The organism is Vreelandella subglaciescola (genome assembly GCF_900142895.1).
Classification (GTDB): Bacteria; Pseudomonadota; Gammaproteobacteria; order Pseudomonadales; family Halomonadaceae; genus Vreelandella; species Vreelandella subglaciescola.
The window spans coordinates 2468216-2485780 of record NZ_LT670847.1 but is presented as its reverse complement, the minus strand read 5'-3'; the positions used below and the strand labels follow the sequence as shown (position 1 = coordinate 2485780).

Annotated in this window: 15 protein-coding genes and 2 tRNA genes; 8 read left to right on the top strand and 9 right to left on the bottom strand. The window is 59.4% G+C overall.

Going from position 1 to position 17565, the window contains the following annotated elements; all coding sequences use genetic code 11:
• Positions 1-14 precede the first annotated feature (14 nt).
• Both B5495_RS11570 and B5495_RS11565 read right to left on the bottom strand, forming a co-directional pair.
• Positions 15-1115 (bottom strand): AI-2E family transporter, encoded by a 1101-nt coding sequence (locus tag B5495_RS11570; protein ID WP_079553898.1) that lies wholly within the window; start codon positions 1113-1115, stop codon positions 15-17.
• Positions 1112-1390, bottom strand: coding sequence for a sulfurtransferase TusA family protein (locus B5495_RS11565; protein ID WP_079553897.1), 279 nt, complete (start codon positions 1388-1390; stop codon positions 1112-1114). Before B5495_RS11565 ends, B5495_RS11570 begins: the two co-directional genes overlap by 4 nt.
• Positions 1391-1618: 228 nt before the next feature.
• Between B5495_RS11565 and B5495_RS11560 the strand changes: the two genes are divergently transcribed.
• The gene (locus B5495_RS11560; protein ID WP_079553895.1) at positions 1619-3082 is read left to right on the top strand and encodes a M48 family metalloprotease; all 1464 of its coding nucleotides are present in this window, start codon (positions 1619-1621) and stop codon (positions 3080-3082) included.
• Between the two features lie 249 nt (positions 3083-3331).
• On the opposite strand, the gene nadA is transcribed toward B5495_RS11560, so the two are convergent.
• On the bottom strand, positions 3332-4360 hold the full coding sequence (nadA, locus tag B5495_RS11555; protein ID WP_079553893.1) for a quinolinate synthase NadA: 1029 nt from the start codon (positions 4358-4360) through the stop codon (positions 3332-3334).
• Positions 4361-4637: 277 nt separating this feature from the next.
• Between nadA and B5495_RS11550 the strand changes: the two genes are divergently transcribed.
• The 7 genes from B5495_RS11550 (at position 4638) to B5495_RS14710 (ending at position 12270) form a co-directional block, all read left to right on the top strand.
• A complete protein-coding gene (locus B5495_RS11550; protein WP_079553891.1) occupies positions 4638-5156 on the top strand; it encodes a cupredoxin domain-containing protein in 519 nt (172 codons plus the stop codon).
• 43 nt (positions 5157-5199) lie between these two features.
• On the top strand, positions 5200-6618 hold the full coding sequence (locus B5495_RS11545; RefSeq protein WP_079553889.1) for an IS1380 family transposase: 1419 nt from the start codon (positions 5200-5202) through the stop codon (positions 6616-6618).
• 251 nt (positions 6619-6869) lie between these two features.
• The gene (locus B5495_RS11540) at positions 6870-7535 is read left to right on the top strand and encodes a response regulator transcription factor (RefSeq protein ID WP_079553887.1); all 666 of its coding nucleotides are present in this window, start codon (positions 6870-6872) and stop codon (positions 7533-7535) included.
• Positions 7536-7557: 22 nt separating this feature from the next.
• On the top strand, positions 7558-8874 hold the full coding sequence (locus B5495_RS11535; RefSeq protein WP_231897182.1) for a sensor histidine kinase: 1317 nt from the start codon (positions 7558-7560) through the stop codon (positions 8872-8874).
• Between the two features lie 51 nt (positions 8875-8925).
• Positions 8926-10713, top strand: coding sequence for a copper resistance system multicopper oxidase (locus B5495_RS11530; protein WP_079553883.1), 1788 nt, complete (start codon positions 8926-8928; stop codon positions 10711-10713).
• A 9-nt stretch (positions 10714-10722) separates the two neighbouring features.
• The gene (locus B5495_RS11525; protein WP_079553881.1) at positions 10723-11493 is read left to right on the top strand and encodes a copper resistance protein B; all 771 of its coding nucleotides are present in this window, start codon (positions 10723-10725) and stop codon (positions 11491-11493) included.
• Between the two features lie 384 nt (positions 11494-11877).
• Positions 11878-12270, top strand: coding sequence for a hypothetical protein (locus tag B5495_RS14710; protein WP_154045265.1), 393 nt, complete (start codon positions 11878-11880; stop codon positions 12268-12270).
• 372 nt (positions 12271-12642) lie between these two features.
• On the opposite strand, the gene B5495_RS11520 is transcribed toward B5495_RS14710, so the two are convergent.
• The 6 genes from B5495_RS11520 to B5495_RS11495 form a co-directional block, all read right to left on the bottom strand.
• A tRNA-Lys gene (locus B5495_RS11520) sits at positions 12643-12718 on the bottom strand.
• Between the two features lie 14 nt (positions 12719-12732).
• Positions 12733-12808: transfer RNA gene (locus B5495_RS11515), tRNA-Lys, on the bottom strand.
• Between the two features lie 101 nt (positions 12809-12909).
• The gene (rluB, locus tag B5495_RS11510; protein ID WP_079553879.1) at positions 12910-13788 is read right to left on the bottom strand and encodes a 23S rRNA pseudouridine(2605) synthase RluB; all 879 of its coding nucleotides are present in this window, start codon (positions 13786-13788) and stop codon (positions 12910-12912) included.
• Positions 13775-14575 (bottom strand): SMC-Scp complex subunit ScpB, encoded by an 801-nt coding sequence (gene scpB, locus B5495_RS11505; protein ID WP_079553877.1) that lies wholly within the window; start codon positions 14573-14575, stop codon positions 13775-13777. The genes rluB and scpB overlap by 14 nt, the downstream gene beginning before the upstream one ends.
• A complete protein-coding gene (locus B5495_RS11500) occupies positions 14572-15495 on the bottom strand; it encodes a segregation and condensation protein A (RefSeq protein WP_079553876.1) in 924 nt (307 codons plus the stop codon). Before B5495_RS11500 ends, scpB begins: the two co-directional genes overlap by 4 nt.
• Positions 15496-15568: 73 nt before the next feature.
• Entirely contained in the window at positions 15569-17530 is a 1962-nt protein-coding gene (locus B5495_RS11495; protein ID WP_172824564.1) for a sensor domain-containing diguanylate cyclase, read from the bottom strand.
• Positions 17531-17565 lie beyond the last annotated feature (35 nt).

Genomic DNA, 17565 nt, shown 5'->3' with positions numbered 1-17565 from the left:
GCCGTATTACGGCCTCAGCCCCCCTCTTCATCGGCCAGTGCGAGGCGCTCGTCGCGCTGGCGCATACCGCGCGGCCAGGCGTACACCAGCGCCTTGAGCAGCGTGGCCAATGGAATGGCAAAGAACACGCCCCAGAATCCCCAGATGCCGCCGAAGAACAGCACCGCGACAATGATCGATACCGGATGCAGGTTGACCGCCTCGGAAAACATCACCGGCACCAGTACGTTGCCGTCCAGCGCCTGAATCACGCCGTAGGCCACCAGCACGTAGACCAGCTCTTCGCTCAGGCCGAAATGAAACCCGGCGACCGCCGCCACCGGAAAGGCCGCCAGCGCCGCGCCGATATACGGCACCAGCACTGAAAGCCCCACCAGCACCGCCAGCAGCGCCGAGTACGGCACGCCCAGCAGTGCAAAAACCGTAAACGAGACCGTGCCCACAATCATGATTTCAATAAACTTGCCGCGAATATAGTTGGCGATCTGTACGTCCATTTCCTGCCAGATGCGCGATAGCAGCGTGCGCTTGCGCGGCAGCAGGGACAGCGTAAAGTCCACCAGCGTCTGGCGATCCTTGAGCATGAAAAACACCAGAATCGGCACCAGCACCAGATAGATGATCAGCGCCATCACGTTACCCAATGAGGCCAGCGACAGCGTCAGCGCACGCTGACCCAGCTGGCTGATCTGGCGGCTGGCAGCACCGACCCAGCTCTGCATCTGGTCGGGGGTAATCAGGTTGGGGTAGCGCGCCTGCAGCTCATCCAGCCAGCTCTGGCCGCTGGCAAACATGCGCGGCGTTTCCTGCACCAGCCCCACCAGCTGGTTCCAGATCAGCGGCAGTAAAATCAGCGCCAGCGTCAACAGCGCGCTGATAAAGCCCAGGAACACCAGCGTCACCGCCAGCAGGTGCGGCACACGACGGCGCGTCAGCGCGCTGACGGCGCCCTGCAGCAGAAAAGCGATGATCAGGGCAGTAAAAAACGGCGCCAGCATCCGGCCAAACCAGATCACCGCGGCAAATCCCGCAATGAGCACCAGCAGCAGGATAACCGCCTCCTCATCGGAGAAGTAGCGATCCACCCAGTCCTTGAAAATGGTGCGCAACGTCATTGGCCACCACCTTCGGCCTTGCGAATCCAGTAATAATAAACGTCATCCACCTGCTCGCGCGCCTCCAGAACGTGGTCGCTTTGCGCGGCAAACGAGGCCATATCTCGCCAAGAGCCGGCATCGGTGGCGCGCACTTCCAGAAGCTGCCCGCCCTCAAGCCCAAACAGCGACTGCTTGGCTTTCAACAGCGGCAGCGGGCACGCAAGACCGCAGGCATCCAGCACCGCATCGGGCGTATTATCCGTCGCCGGCCCTGACTGCGTATGTTCTGACATCGCCATCCCCTCTGTGCTGTCCATACGTACGGTTTATACGTGTAGCTCATAAGTGCTCGGCATTAACCCGGCATTGTCGCATACACTGTTATGCTCGGGCTGTTTGTATACTCGCACGATTTTAAAGGCGCGATTTAAAGGCACTTTGCGCCGCGGTTCAATGTCCTACGGCGAGAACCTTTTGCCCGCTGTCTGGCACCATTGCTTTTCACCACCCATGAGGACGCCATGTTACGCCTGCGCCACGCTCCCTGCAGCTGGCTGTGCGCGATTGCGCTCGCGGCCAGCTTGCCCACCAGCGCTCCGGTCAGCGCCGCCGTCAATGAATACCATCTGCCCGCGTTGGGCAGCGTATCCCATGCCGCCAGCAGCAAGGAAGAGCGCCTGGGGCGCGCCTGGCTGCGTCAGTTTCGTGCTCAGGCGCCGCAGTGGCAGGATCCGCTTTCCCACTACTACCTTGACCGGCTGATCGCCCGCCTGGCACCGTACAGCGGCATCAGCGGCCAGGTACCCATCAGCGTAATGGTGGATAACGGCTCGCTCAACGCCTTTGCCGTGCCCGGCGGTGTCATCGGCATTAACGCGGGGCTTTATGCCTTTGCCCCGGACGAAGGCGCCTTTGCCTCGGTGCTGGCCCACGAGCTTGGCCACCTTGCCCAGCGCCACTTTGCCCGCGGCAGCAAGCGTGCCGGGCAAACCCAGCTGCCGGCCATGGCCGCAATGCTGGCCGGCATGGTGCTGGCCGCCAGCGGCGCCGGGGCCGCTGGGCTGGCCACTGCCATGGGGTCTCAGGCCGCCATGCTGCAGGATCAGCTCAGCTATTCACGCCGCTTTGAGCAAGAGGCCGACCGCGTGGGCATGCAGACCCTGGCCGACGCCGGCTACCCGCCCGACGACATGGTACGCATGTTCAAGGCCATGCAGCGCATGGCGCGGCTGCAGGGCGGCACGCCGCCGGAGTTTTTGCTCAGCCACCCGGTCAGCGAGAGCCGCCTGAGCGATGCCCAGACCCGCGCCGCCCAGCTGAGCGTGACCGATACTCATCAGGACGACACCCTTTACGACATGGTGCGCGCCCGAGCGCTTTTGAGCCTGCATTCCAACGCCCCGGCGCAGGCGCTGATCACGCTGCGTCAGGACGACGCTGCCAGCGCGGCCATCACCTATTTGAAGGCGCTGATTGCCGCCGACAAGGGCCAGACTCAAAGCGCACTGGAGACCCTTGACCGCCTTGCCGACGAGCACCCTGACCTTGCCCTGCTGCCCGCCTCGGCGGCCAGCATTGCGCTGGAGGCACGCCGCGTCGACGACGCCATCGCCCGCAGCCAGCGGCTGTTACGCTTTATGCCCGGCTACCTGCCCGCCCAGCTCATCCTGGCCGAAGCCCAGCTGGGCAGCGACCCGCAGGCCGCCTATCGGCTGCTGCGCGAAGTCACGGCCCGGCATCCGGAAAACCCGCTGGGCTTCGACCTGCTGGCCGAAGCCGCCGGGCGCAGCGGGCATACCGGCGAGGGGCATCTGGCCCGCGCCGAATACCTGCAGCTGACCGGGCGCGTGGACAGCAGCATCCGCCAGCTGGACATCGCCCGGGACGCCGCCGAACGCGACTATAATCCGCAGCTGGAAGCGCGCATTGACGCCCGCCGCGAGGCATTTCTGGAATATCGCGAAGCGCTTGAAGAGTTTTCGTAATTCATAGCGGCCGGCCTTCTGCAGCAACCAGGACGTTGCCATAGGCCTATTGTAGGAGGGCAATTTATTGCGCGACGGCGCTGCCAAGCGCCTTGGGTTTGCTGGCATCAGCAACGAACTCCAGCAGGCCACGGGCCTGCTTTCGCCCGGCGTAGCCGGCCTCCTACAAAACCGGCTGGGTGCAAGTTTGACTACCGGCTCGTAGGAGGGCGGCTTGGCCGCGCGACCGATATAGTCACTGCCCCAGCATCAGGCGTTGAAGTTGAGCATCCGCTCCAGCGGCTTGAGCGCTTTCAGACGCAGCGCTTCGTCAACGGCGATTTCACCGCTGCCCTGACGCAGCGCTGAGGCGAGGTTGTCCAGCGCGTTCATCGCCATCCACGGGCAGTGGGCACAGCTTTTGCACGTCGCGCCGTTGCCGGCGGTGGGCGCTTCATACAGCGTTTTATCCGGCACCGCCTGCTGCATCTTGAAGAAAATGCCGCGGTCGGTGGCGACCACCAGTTTGTCGTTGGGCAGCTCTTTCGCGGCCTTGATCAGCTGCGAGGTCGAGCCGGCGACGTCGGCAAGCGCCACCACCGACGCGGGTGATTCCGGATGCACCAGCACCGCGGCATCGGGATACAGGCGCTTCAGGTCTTCCACGCCCTGAGCCTTGAACTCCTCGTGAACGATGCAGGCACCGTCCCACATCAGCATGTCGGCACCGGTCTTGTTCTGGATGTAGCCGCCCAGATGCTTGTCCGGCGCCCAGAGGATTTTTTCGCCCCGGGCCTGCAGGTGTTCAATCACGTCTACCGCAATGGAAGATGTCACTACCCAGTCGGCACGCGCTTTGACCGCCGCCGAGGTGTTGGCGTAAACCACCACGGTGCGGTCAGGGTGCGCATCGCAGAAGGCGCTGAACTCATCGGCCGGACAGCCGATATCCAGCGAGCAGGTGGCTTCAAGCGTGGGCATCAGCACGCGTTTTTCCGGCGAGAGGATCTTGGCCGTCTCGCCCATGAAGCGCACGCCGGCGACTACCAGCGTGGTGGCCTCGTGGCGAGCGCCGAAGCGCGCCATCTCGAGCGAATCCGCCACGCAGCCGCCGGTGTCTTCGGCCAGCTGCTGAATCGCGTCGTCAGTATAATAGTGTGCCACCAGCACGGCGTTTTCAGCCTTCAGCAGCCGTTTGATCTCGGCAACGTACGCGTGGTCTTCGGCAGGAATACGGGTGGGGCAATAGGCGATGGGGCTCAGAGCCTCAACGCTTGCCCGAGAAGTCATTATCGTCATCGTGTCTACCACTGTGACAAACAGGGAATCCCCCTGTTAAACACCGATCGCGACGTATGCGCTCCGCACGCGCCGCGCCTTTGGCGGGCGGCCTGCGCGTCTTTCGCGGTGGCCTGCCCGTTCACATTCTAGCCTATTTTGCTGGGAAAAGACGCGTTCTGGCAAGCACGACGTCTTGCGGTTTTTTGTTACCGGCAATATCAAACCGCAGCATTCAGGTCAGTTTCAGGTTGGCGCTGTATAAAAAAATGCCCAACACCCTCAGGAGATATACCCTATGCGCACCTCTTACCTGACATCCGGTCTGCTGGCGCTATCGCTTGGCCTTTTGACCACCACGACGTGGGCGTCGGGCGAGCACAATAGCTCGCACGGCACGATGGACAGCGCCGACATTGACCGTACAATTCAGTTGGACGCAGGTGATATGTGGTTTGACCGTGACAATATGCAGATCAAGGCCGGCGAAACACTGAAATTCGAGGTGACCAACACGGGAAACCTGGAACATGAATTCGTTCTTGGTGACCCTGCTGCTCAGACAGCGCATCGCGAGATGATGCAGAAAATGAGTGGCAACGGTGAGCACGGCAGTCATGGCGGACATGATATGGCAGAAGGCGAACACGGCGGCCAAATGCCTACCATGACAATTGCACCCGGCGAAACCGCAACGTTAGTGTGGACCGCCCCCGATAACGTCGAGCATCTGGAATACGCCTGCAATATTCCCGGGCACTATGAATCAGGCATGTCGGGTGACATTAACCTAATCCCGCCTAATTCACCGGGCTGAGACAGAAAAGAAGATGGCGAGCAGTTTCTCTTGTAGAATCAAGATGTTCCTGAACGAACACAATTCAAGAGGACCACTCGCCATGGGTGAAAGCTTATCCCCCTGGACCCCGTCATGCAACGGGTCCATCCGCGTCGAGCTCAGCGGCCACCGCACCACTAGCGATAGCGGTGCCTTGCTGTTGCGTGAAGCCCTCGACAATAGCGGCGTGATCGCCGCACTTGAGGACCACCTGGTCGATCACCGCGATCCGGATCGCGTCCGCCACTCGTTAGCCAGCCAGCTACGCACCCTGGTGCTGCAGCGTTCGATGGGCTGGATCGACCTCAGCGATACCGACACGCTCCGCCGTGACCCGCTCTGGCAGCTAGCCTGCAGCGATGCCCGCGGGACGACGCCATTGGCGCAGGACCGGCCGTCTCAAGCAACGCTGTCGCGGCTGCTCACGTGCCTGGGCCGCGACGACAACATCGATACCGTGCATGAGGGCTTGCTGCGGCTGGCGATCTGGCGTTTGACTTCGCTGAACGGCGGCGAACGGCCCAAGCACCTGACGCTGGACATCGACGGCCTACCGATCGAGGTCCACGGTCACCAAGGCGGCTCGGCCTTTCATGGCCTTTACGGTACCCGTATTTACTCGCCGCTCGTCGCCTCGGTGGCTGAAACCGGCGACATGGTCGGCGGCCTGTTGCGCGAAGGCAATGCCGGCCCGGCCGAGAGCGCCGACACCTGGATCCCACACCTGGTGCGGCGGCTCAACGAGAGCACCGGGGCCAAGGTCAAGGTGCGCATCGATGCCGGCTTCACCGGCAACGACACGCTGGAGGCTCTGGAGGAGCGCAACATCGAGTATCTGGGCCGACTGCGCAGTAACACGAGCCTTCAGAGGTTGGCGGCGCCGTATCTGAAGCGGCCACGAGGCCGCCCGCCCGAGCAGCCGCGGGAATGGTGCCATGACCTCGAGTATCAGGCCGACGCCTGGCCGTCACCGCGACGCGTCGTGTTGGTGGTGCAGGAACGCCCCGATGATCTGCTGCTGCATGCCTTCTTCCTGGTCACCAATCTCAGCCAGTTCGACTGGCCGCCGGAGAAGATCTTGGCGTTGTATCGTAAACGTGGCAGCGCCGAGGCCCACATGGGCGAGGTGAAATCGTCGCTCGACGTGCATCTCTCCTCGACGGATCGCGGCGCTTCGAGCGTTCAGGACGTGATGGCCCGCAACGAAGTGAGCCTGCTGCTGAGCCTCTACGCCTATCAGGTGTTGCATGGGCTACGCTGCTTGCTGGAGCAACAAACCCGGCAAGGCTGGAGCCTGAGGCGGATGCGCGAGCAGGTGCTCAAGGTTGCAGCCACGCTGGCGGTGCACGCCCGGCGCATCACCGTGCACCTTGGCGATGCCGCCGACAAATGGTGGCCGTCCTTGCTGAAGGGGTTGCCGCGGCTAACGGCACTGACCTGACACACCGCATTATCCCGCCTTTGCCAGCAGACACGGCAGCCATCACGGAGGCTGACGGGCGCGGCTGCGCCGACGCTCGAAATCAATGCCCAACAGTTATGAATAGACCGTCATCAATCTTTAAAAGCTATATGCTGACCGGCTACTCAGCAACCGCATGACATAAAAGTCGGTCGGTACCGGTCACCACTGGACATAAAACGCTCGTTCAACGTCCTGATGAATAAGGCGGGCTAATATGACATCAATTTATGAAACTGTTGCTACTTGAAGATGACGACCTGCTGGCCGAAAGCCTGGCAGAGAGTCTGAAAGACAGCGGCTATCTTGTTGACCTGGCCGCCTCCCTGAGCGCGGCCAGGTCACTGATGGCCACAGAACACTATGAGCTTGCGATTCTGGACATCGGCTTGCCCGACGGGTCAGGCCTGGATCTTCTTGCCGACTGGCGCGGACAACAACGCAGTACGCCCATCCTGTTGTTAACCGCACGAGATACATGGGAAGACAAGGTGGTCGGGTTGGAAACGGGGGCGGACGACTACTTGACCAAACCCTTCCACGAGGCTGAATTACTTGCGCGCTTAAAAGCCTTGCTACGGCGTCGTTCGGGACAGTTTTCAACGCAGCTATCGCTTAATGGCGTGCAGCTGAATGAGGGCAGCCAGACCGTCACCGTCGCCGGCAGGGAAGAACAGTCCCTGACCGCGACGGAGTTTCGCTTGCTGCGTTACCTGATGCATCAGCCTGATCGCGTTCATTCCAAGGAACACTTGCTCGATCAGCTGTATACGCTGGATCAGGATGCTGCAGCATCCAACCTCGTGGAGGTCTATATTGGACGTTTACGCCGCTATGTCGGCAAATCCTTGATTCAAACGCGCCGCGGTCAGGGGTATACGTTTGTTTCACATTAATCGACGCAGCTTACGCTTTCGCTTGTTAGCGTGGTTAGGCGGCGTGGCGCTGGTGGCAGTCAGCGTGACGTGGATACTCCACGGCTTTCTCCTCCAGAATCTTGCCCGGGAGTTTTTGGGCGGACGTCTGCAGCGCGAAGCCGAGCACGCCATTCTGCAGCTGAAACAGGATCGTGTCGGCGTCCCGACCACGCTCGACTCCGTCAGCCGGGGCTATCAAGTCTTCCATCATCTTTATGTCCTGCGCATCAACGATACCGTAAGTGCTTCTGATTCACACTGGCAACGCACCCTTGATCCGCTGCTGGATGATAGCAGCGATGCCCTGCTCGAAGTGACCAAGGGAGAGCATCACCTGTTAGTGTATCGGCGCCATTTTGAGTGGCAAGACACTACAGGCGTGCTGCTTATCGGGGAGGATTTCTCCCGCGTGGAGGCGGGACTGGCAACGCTGCACTGGTGGGTCGGCGGCATTGCCGCAAGCTTGCTCTTACTCCTGGTCACGTTAAATATGCTCGCGGTAAACCGTGGCCTTACGCCATTATGGCAGCTGCGAAAACAGCTTGAAGCGCTACAAAAGGGTGAGCGCCAGCGCCTTTCGCTTACGGCACCTGCCGAGCTTGATGCCCTGGTGGCGCAGCTAAATCGCTTTATGGACGATATCGACTTGCGCCTGCAGCGCTCGCGAGACTCCGTCGCCAACCTGTCTCACGCGATGAAAACGCCGCTAGCAGCCGTCACACAGGTACTCAGAGGCGGAAGGCCCATTGATGACGAGCGTCGCCACAAGCTGCTCATGCGTATCGAGGATATCAACGCCCAGCTTGATTCCGAGCTACGCCGCTCACGCATTGCAGGCCCCAATGCCGGCCGCATGGCGAATATAACGCACGACAGCACACGGCTTATCGACATGTTTCGCTGCCTGTATCCCGGCAAACAGTTCCGCCTGATACACACCGCACATGACCAGGAACAGATACCCATCGAGGCCTACGATTTTTCCGAAATTCTGGGCATCGTGTTCGATAACGCCGGCAAATGGGCCGAAAATGACGTTGTTCTTGAAATCACCACTTCCGCCAACATGCTGATTTTCACCTTCGATGATGACGGCCCGGGCGTGTCGGATACCGACCTCGCCCGGCTTGGCCAGCGTGGCACCCGGTTAGACGAACGCCACCCCGGCTACGGCCTGGGCCTTTCCATTCTGACCCAGCTGGTGGCCCACTATGCCGGACAGTCACGCTTCACCCATAGCCCTCTTGGCGGACTGCGCGTGGAGGTTGCCTTGCCCCTTCCCGATGACTCAACGGCACCCTCCATTTTTCATTTTTGATTCAGCTTCTGCCATCAAACTAGCGCCATTCACCATTGATGGGAGCTGTACATGGCACACTCACGTATCATTTCCTGCCCGCTGTCTCGCCGGCAAATGCTCAAGGGCACTGCTGCGCTGGGATTGGGCTCTGCCGCCGCCATGGGGTTAAGCCCCGCCTGGGCCACCCCCTGGGGGAAAACCAACACCTATGCTTACGGTAGCGAAGAAGGGCCTGAAATCGCGCTGGCCATCCGCCGTGAATCCTTCTCCATTGCAGGGCAACAAGCTCGCCCGATCACGCTCAATGGCACCAGCCCCGGCCCGATGATCCGTCTTCAGGAAGGGCAAGATGCCGTGTTACGCGTCACCAACCTGCTCGACGAACCCACGTCTATTCATTGGCATGGCATGATCCTGCCCATGGCAATGGACGGCGTACCCGGCGTCAGTTTTGCCGGTATCAACCCCGGAGAAACGTTCACCTACCGCTTCCCCGTGCGCCAGCATGGTACGTACTGGTATCACAGCCATTCAGGTCTGCAGGAGCAGCTGGGGCATGCCGGCCCGCTCATCATCGATGCCGCTGAGCGCGAACCCTTTCGCTATGATCGTGAACACGTGCTGCTGCTGACCGACTGGACATACGAAGAGCCTGCAGCGGTCTTTCGCAACCTGAAAACGATGGAAGGGTACTACAACTATCAAGAGCGAACCGTGGCCGACTTTTTTGCCGATGTGCGCAACAAAGGCTTTGCCGCTACCGCTGAAATGCGCAGCATGTGGGCAAAAATGCGCATGAGCTCGCGTGATATAGCCGATGTTACCGGCAGCACTTACACCTATTTGTTAAACGGCCATTCGCCGGCAGAAAACTGGAATGCACTCTTCAAGGCCGGTGAGCGCGTGCGTTTACGCGTGATTAACGGCTCCGCCATGTCGTATTTCGATGTGCGTATTCCCGGGCTGAAAATGACCGTCGTGGCGGCTGACGGCCAACATGTACAGCCGGTTCCCGTTGACGAGTTTCGCATTGGCGTCGCTGAAACCTATGATGTTCTGGTATCACCCGAGGACGACCAGGCCTATACCATTTTTGCCGAATCCATGGATCGTAGCGGCTATGCCCGTGCCACGTTAGCGCCGCGAGAAGGCATGCAGGCTGACATTCCTCCTCGCCGCCAAATTGCCGACCGTGGCATGCAGGCCATGGGAGCTGGCATGGGCGGCATGGCCGGCATGCAAGACATGGATCATGGCGATATGTCGGATATGCAAGGCAGCATGGCCGGCATGAAAAACATGGATCATGGCGATATGTCAGGCATGCAGGGCATGGCTGGCGAAAAGCAGCAGAATCGTGTCAACGGCATGCTGGCGGCCGGCTCCGCCCAGCCTGGCTCTAGCTACGACCAAGCGGGTATCGGGATTGATCCCGACGCACGGCGTACCCTTGTGTATCGCGACCTTAAAGCCTTTTCACCATGGCCCGACCGTCGTCCGCCAGGGCGAGAAATGGAGCTACACCTGACGGGCAACATGGAACGCTACATGTGGTCATTTGATGGAAAGAAATTCAGCGAGGTCACCGGCCCCATTCACTTTGAAAAAAACGAGCGGCTACGTTTAATTCTGATCAACGACACCATGATGGAACACCCCATTCATTTGCACGGCATGTGGATGGAACTGGAAAACGGTCATGGCGAACTCATTCCGCGCAAACATACGCTAAACGTCAAGCCTGGTGAGCGCGTGTCAGCTCTCATCACTGCAGATGCTGAAGGCAGCTGGGCGTTCCACTGCCACCTTCTCTATCACATGGATGCCGGCATGTTCCGCGTCGTTCAGGTTTCTTAAGGAGTCAGCATGAAAACCAGGTTTTATGTCACTAGTGCAAGCGCTATATGCCTGCTGGCGATAGCCAACACATCTCAGGCAAAAGATGGCTACAATGCCCCCAGTAGCTGGCCCTCTCCTGTCGTCGAGCACAATATGAGCATGGCACGCTTCGATCGACTGGAGTACAGCATGCCGGATAACGGAGCAGATGCCGTGGTCTGGGACTTTCAAGGCTGGTACGGCGGCGATGTAAACCGCGTGTATATAAAGTCGGAAGGGGACAACATTCAAGGTGACGGCGAAGACGCCGAATTTGAGTCCCTGGAACTGCTTTACAGCCGCCTCATTGCCGACTTCTGGGAGCTGCAAGGCGGTATTGGCTATCAGGGCGGCGTTTTCTCTGACGACCATGCCGAGCGCACTTATGGTGTTATTGACCTGCAGGGCGTCATGCCTTACGGCATCGAAACCGACGTCGCGCTACAACTCAGTGACGAAGGCGACGTGTCCGCCAGCTTTGAAGGCGAGTACAACATTAGCCTTACCCAACGGCTCTATGTGCAACCGCGCACCGAAATCGCGGTGGCCGCTGATGAAGTTGAGGAATTTGGCGTGGGAAAAGGGCTCAACTCAGTACGTGCAGGCCTGCGTCTGGGCTATCAGGTCACCCGCCGATTTTCTCCCTACGTAGGGGCCTACTGGGAAAAGGAATACGGCGATACCGCCGATTCTTCACGCGCTGAAGGCAGCCGCACAGAGAATACTGGCGTCGTGGCGGGGGTCAGTCTATCGTTTTAACCCGATAGATAAACACTGCCCGGCCCAGGTGGCATCCATTTCTCGTACGATGCATAAAAGGCACCACCCATTATCATGTGGTGGTGCTTTGACATGCAAATTGATAACTGGACAGTTATCTTGTAAAAAACGTCAAAAAAGATGAAAAAATGCCAAAAATAATCCTATAACTGTCGTCAATCAGCAAATTTTTTTCGCCACGAAAAAACAATAAGCGGCACTTTCTATATAGTCACGCCCTATATAGCTACACGCTATATAGCTACACTTTTCTGCATAAGCATCAAATTATTTTTATATTTTATTAAATCCATGAGTGGTTTTCAGTGTCGTTTCATAAATCTCCCACATACTAAAGGCGTACTGAACAACAGGAACCTTATCATGACGAAAATCAAAAAAATTGCTGCAATCAGCATTTCAGCCATGAGTGTATCGTACGCATCGATAACATTCGCCAGCATGTCCTATGAGAACACTCTTGGTCAATCTTCACAATTAACGCATTTAGCAAAAGAAAAGAAAACGGCTAGCGTTTTAGAAAACGACACCGTTTTTTCAAAAAGCGCATTCAATAACGCCGGGAACATCAGCAATAAAAAGATTGAGTCATATCGAGACAGCAACACGTTAGGACAAAGTGATGCTATCACTAAAAGCCAGCCATACACTTCGCTTAACCAGGAATATCAGGATACGCCTAAAACCCACATAGCCATGGCCCCTGCCACTTTTCATCAAGTTACTGAAAGCCCGAGTCGGCCTGCCGACTGGTAGTCCGCCTTTCCCCGGCGCCTCCGCTTTTGCGGAAACTTTTTGACCTATATACGACTGCGAGCCGGCTTGTCATATGCCTAATCAGCGAGTAGTCGTGTCCAGCAACGCCCGTCGCTCTCAAGCCGCTTATGCAGGCTCAGCGCCCGCCACGGGTACACGCGCCCCTTGACCACCCCTATGGCTCAACGTCTCTTAGAATAGCGCTCCGGCGCTATAACGGCGTTATTAAAGCTCTGCCATTAGCCCTGGCATTAGAACTGCGTCACTTGAAGGCGGTTAAGTAAGCGAGGAAGTCCAGACAGCAAAAAAACGCCCTGAGGCGCTTTTTTGCTGGGTTTCAGAAAGCTGATAAAAACCTCTGAAACCTGTATCTGGTGGGTCGTGTAGGATTCGAACCTACGACCAATTGGTTAAAAGCCAACTGCTCTACCAACTGAGCTAACGACCCTTACAGGGTTCGAATGGTGGGTCGTGTAGGATTCGAACCTACGACCAATTGGTTAAAAGCCAACTGCTCTACCAACTGAGCTAACGACCCCCTCGAACGGTTGCATATGCTACTTATATAACGCCGTTACCGCAAGCCCTTTTCGCCCTGATTGTCATAAAATTCTTCAGCGCGCTATGCACCACGCACATTCACGACCGGCGCGTCTTGGGTTTACGCATGGCATGTACCGGGCGACGCTTGTTCTTGTCGCGGCTCCAGCGGTTTTGCTCATCCGGCGTCAGCGCGGGCACCTTGCGCGCAGGCAGGTCGGCAAGCGCTGACAGGTCATCTACCTCACCCTGGCTCAACTCGACCCATTCGCCGGCCTTGGCGCGCTTATCCAGGAAGATGTTGCCGTAGCGCACGCGTTTCAGGCGGCTCACGGTCAGCTCCTGGGATTCCCAGAGGCGACGTACTTCGCGGTTGCGGCCTTCCAGAATCACCACGTGGAACCAGGTGTTGATGCCTTCGCCACCAAACTCCTGCACATCGGTAAAACGCGCCGGGCCGTCTTCAAGCATCACACCTTCGACCATCGCCACGAGATGCTCTTTTTTGACCTCACCCATGACCCGTACCGCGTATTCACGCTCGATTTGGGTCGAGGGGTGCATCAGCCGGTTGGCCAGTTCGCCGTCGGTGGTAAACAGCAGCAGCCCGCTGGTGTTGATGTCCAGCCGGCCGATCGCGATCCAGCGCTCGCCCTTGAGCCGCGGCAGGCGTTCAAATACGGTGCGCCGCCCTTCGGGATCTTTACGGGTGCACAGCTCGCCTTCGGGCTTGTTGTACATGATCACACGGCGCGAGGCTTCTTCCTCGGCGCGCAGCGTGATCGGGCGCTCGTCAAAGGCGACGCTGTCGCGCGGCTCCACGCGGTCGCCCAGAGTGGCCACCCGGCCGTTGACCTTGACGCGGCCGGCGGCAATCGCGGTTTCCATTTCGCGGCGCGAGCCGAAACCGGCGCGGGCGAGCACTTTTTGCAGCTTTTCACCGCTGGGCGGCGTATGGGAAGTGTTATTCTGACTCATGGTCGTCTGACCTCACATCGTTTTCGTCCGTGCGCTCGTCGTCATCGTCTGGGCGCTCGGCACGTGCCGCAAGCCGCGCCTCTAGATCGGCAAAGCTCAGCGGCTGGGTTAACGCCGTCTCGGCGTGGTGTTCGGCATCGCTTTCGAGGGGCGGTGCCGTCTCGGGTGGCGCATCCTGCACCGTTTTGGCGTCCTCGGCAAGGGGCTTGAGCACCTCGTCGGGGGGATCGCCGGCTTCATCATTGATCAGCGCGTGCATGGGCGGCAGCGCGTCCAGGGTTTTCAGGCCGAAATCGTCCAGAAAGCCGCGTGTGGTGGCATAAACGGCCGGGCGCCCAGGCACGTCGCGGTGCCCTACCACGCGTATCCAGCCGCGCTCGCTCAGGGTGCGCATGATCGAGCTGGAAACGCTGACCCCGCGCACTTCTTCGATGTCGCCGCGGGTCACCGGCTGGCGATAGGCAATCAGCGCCAGCGTCTCCAGCAGCGCGCGTGAGTAGCGCTGAGGGCGTTCGTCCCACAGCCGCGAGACCCAGGGCGAAAGTCTTGGCCGAATACGCAGCTGGTGCCCCGAGACACTCTCCAGAAGCTCCAGCGCGCCGTCGGTGTGGCGCTTGTGCAGCCGCGCCAGCACCTGACGCAGCTCGGCGCGAGTGGGCCGTTCAGCATGGGCAAACAGCGCTTCCAGCCGCTCCACGGGAAGCGGCTCGCCAGCCGCGAGCAGCGCGGCTTCGACGATGTTGTCAAGGGTAAGAGGGTCGTCAAGGGCGGTGGCCGCTTCCTTCATGGGATTTCCTCGTCGGCAAAGGCAGATTCGCCGCCTTCCACGTCGTCGGGGTCGTCGTCGGCGCGGCCAGCTCCGGTATCACGTGCGCGCACGTGGATCGGCGAGAGCGGCGCGTTCTGGACGATGTCGATCATCGCTTCCTTGGCCAGTTCCAGAATGGCCATAAACGTCACCACCACGCCGGCGCGGCCTTCTTCCAGCGTGAACAGCGACTCGAACGGCGTGTAGCGCGCGTGGTTAAGCGCTTCCATGATGCGCAGCATGCGCTCGCGGGTAGACAGCACTTCGCGGCTGATCTGGTGCTGCTGGGTCAACTCGGCACGTTTCAAGATGTCGCCCATCGCGCCGAGCAGATCGGACAGCCCCACCTCGGGGTGAATCACCCGGGCATCAAGCGACGGCACCTCAACCCGGGCGCTGAACCAGTCGCGGCCCATGCGCGGGAGGGTATCCAGGGTTTCCGCGGCGTCTTTCAGGCGTTCGTATTCCTGCAGCCGGCGGATCAGCTCGGCGCGGGGGTCTTCTTCGTCGTCGCCTTCGGCTTTGGGCGGGCGCGGCAGCAGCGTGCGCGACTTGATCTCGGCGAGCATCGCGGCCATCAGCAGGTATTCGCCGGCAAGCTCGATCTGCATCGCTTTCATCAGCTCCACGTATTCGATGTACTGGTGGGTAATGGCGGCGACGTTAATCCCGAGGATATCCAGATTCTGGCGGCGGATGAGATACAGCAGCAGATCCAGCGGCCCTTCAAAGGTCTCCAGAAACACCCGCAGCGCTTCCGGCGGAATGTACAGATCTTCCGGCAGCTCGGTGATCGGCTCGTCAAAGAGTAACGCGAGCGCCTGCGACACCGGCTCGCTGGCGGTTTCGACAGGCGTTTCGGCACTAGGTGATGTGTCGGCGGCAGGCGTCTCGCTCACGCGGGCGTCTCTCTGTTGATGAAGGCGGAATAGCCGCTCAGTCTAGCAAGGGCACTCCCTTGGCAACAGCGTCTCAGCACTCCGGCTCTGCCACGCAGACCCGGTTACGTCCGCTGCGCTTGGCCTGGTACAGCGCTTCATCAGCGCGCTTGAGCAGTGCCGGCAGCTGCGTTTCTTCAGGCCGAGCAAGCGTCGCCACGCCGATAGAGACCGTGTAGTGAATCACCTCGCCGGCCTGCAGGGTGACGGGTGCCTCCGCCAGGGCTTGACGCAAGGCCTCGGCCTTGTTCCGCCCTTGCTCCTGGGTGGCACCGGGTAGCAGCACGGTGAACTCTTCACCGCCAAAGCGCGCCAGAATATCGGTGCCGCGTAGCAGCTTCTCGCCATGCCGGGCGAGCGATTTCAGCACTTTGTCGCCGGCAGCGTGGCCGTAACGGTCGTTCACCGCCTTGAAGCGATCGACGTCCAGCGCCAGCGCCGTCAACGGCCCTCCTTCGCGCTGCAGCCGCTTTAGTTCACGGCTGGCAAGCTCGTCAAAATGCCGGCGATTGGCCAGCCCGGTCAGGGAGTCGCTGTAGGCCAGACGCTCAAGCGAGCGCTCCAGGCTAACCTGCTGGCTGATGTCCTGCACGCTGCAGCGTCCGACCGTCAACATACTGCTGGTAGACAGCCGTGACGACACGCTGCACAGCACCGTCAGCCGCTCACCGTGCTTGCAGCGCATTTCCAGTCGATACTGCTCGTGCTCACCCGCGCCCAAAGAGTGCATCAGGCCTTCAAGCCCGGCGCGTGATTCATCATCGACCAGATCCATGAAGTAGCAGTCGTTCAGCAGCTCCTCGCGCTGATAGCCCAGATACGCGAGCAACATGTGGTTGACGTTGGTAATAAGGCCCGACGCCGACACGGTCACATAGCCGATGGGAGCGTTTTCGTAGAGATCCTTGAAATCAGCCAGCTGGCCACGCTGTGCCGCCCGGGACACACGCCGCTGTTCGCGGCTGGCGATAACGAAGTAGACCAGCATTGCCGCCATGAGAAACAGCCCCACGACAAATACCCGAAACCAGGGCCGCAGGTACGCCGCTCCCACATGCCACTGCGGACTTCGGGTTTGCACCAGCATGAACCATTTAGCGGAAGTGCTGATACCCCTTATCAACTTCCGCTCGTCGGCGTAGGAGCTGAGGCCATTGGTGGCAACGTTAACGGCATCAAAACGCTGATAGCTGAACAGATCGCCGTCGAGTTCCATGGTCTGCCCGGGCGTGGTTTGCATCTTTTTCCACAGCGCGGGTCTCTCGGCACCCAGCGTTTGCTGCGGCTGGCCCAGCAACCACCCCCACGTTTTATCGGCCTGTGCATTCAGCAACCAATAACCTTCATTATTAAGCAACATCGGCTGATCCAGATCGGGAAAAAGCGCCCGAAACTGGTTAAGGAATTCCCCTGCGGCGTAGTTTAATACCAGTAAACCCTGTGGCTCGCCGTCGCTATCGGTGACTTTTTGCACCAGACGAATCACGGGCTTTAACGGACGCTCGAGGGTGCCGTTCTCCCTGTTTAAATCAATCGGCGAGAAGTACACCTGGTCTTCGTCAAGTGCCAGCCCTTCTGTTACATAGGTGCTGTCAGCCTTGCTTTGCAATATCGTATCAGCCACGGCGTAGGCGCCATCATCCGCATAGTCAACCCGCACCTGCTCCATGCCCTGCAAGTCGATATAGCGAATCTGGTCGTAGCGACCATAAACGTTACTGGTATTGATCAAGGCACGCTGCATCTTGTTGCGGTGGTCGGCAGTGGGCGTCTCGATATAGCTTTTCACTCCGCTGTTCAGCGCCAACCGGCGAGCATCCTGAACCACATCGAGCAGCTTTTCCTGCCTTAACATACTCGCCGTTTTCATCAGCTGCATATGGCGCGTATGCACCTCGGTGCGCAAAATTTCATCGTAGGGGATTTTGCCGAGATACAGGATTCCTGCCAGCAGGATAAAGACGATTACGGTCCATTTTATCTGCCGTTTGCGCATGGCCCTGTACATCATGTCTCCCGTGCTGTTCGGCA